The sequence below is a fragment of the Pseudoalteromonas sp. GW168-MNA-CIBAN-0100 genome, assembly GCF_040309225.1.
Classification (GTDB): domain Bacteria; phylum Pseudomonadota; class Gammaproteobacteria; order Enterobacterales; family Alteromonadaceae; genus Pseudoalteromonas; species Pseudoalteromonas arctica.
This window is the reverse complement of record NZ_JBEOOL010001095.1, coordinates 1-236: the sequence shown is the minus strand read 5'-3', so window position 1 is coordinate 236 and position 236 is coordinate 1. Positions and strand designations below refer to the sequence as shown.

The following is a 236-nucleotide window of genomic DNA, read 5'->3' as shown; positions in this document are numbered from 1 at the left end:
ACCTTACCTTCGACAAACACTTCAACTCTCTCTTTAGGAAAACTCGCAGCACCATTTGCTAAGTAATGAATAGTTCCAAACGACCCATCAGCAAAACCAAGAATAATTGCAGCTTTATCTTCAGTAATATCAACTGAGTCCGTATCGCCCATTCTTCGAGCTTGCACACTTACAATTTCACTATCAGCTAAGTAGCGCATTAAATCTATAAAATGGCATGCTTCACCGATTATACG

The 236-nt window shown here is 39.4% G+C and carries 1 protein-coding gene; it reads right to left on the bottom strand.

Translation table 11 applies throughout. The features are described from left to right. The coding region (locus AAEY62_RS24745; protein ID WP_350637141.1) for a Gfo/Idh/MocA family protein at positions 1-236 on the bottom strand (236 nt) is incomplete at both ends.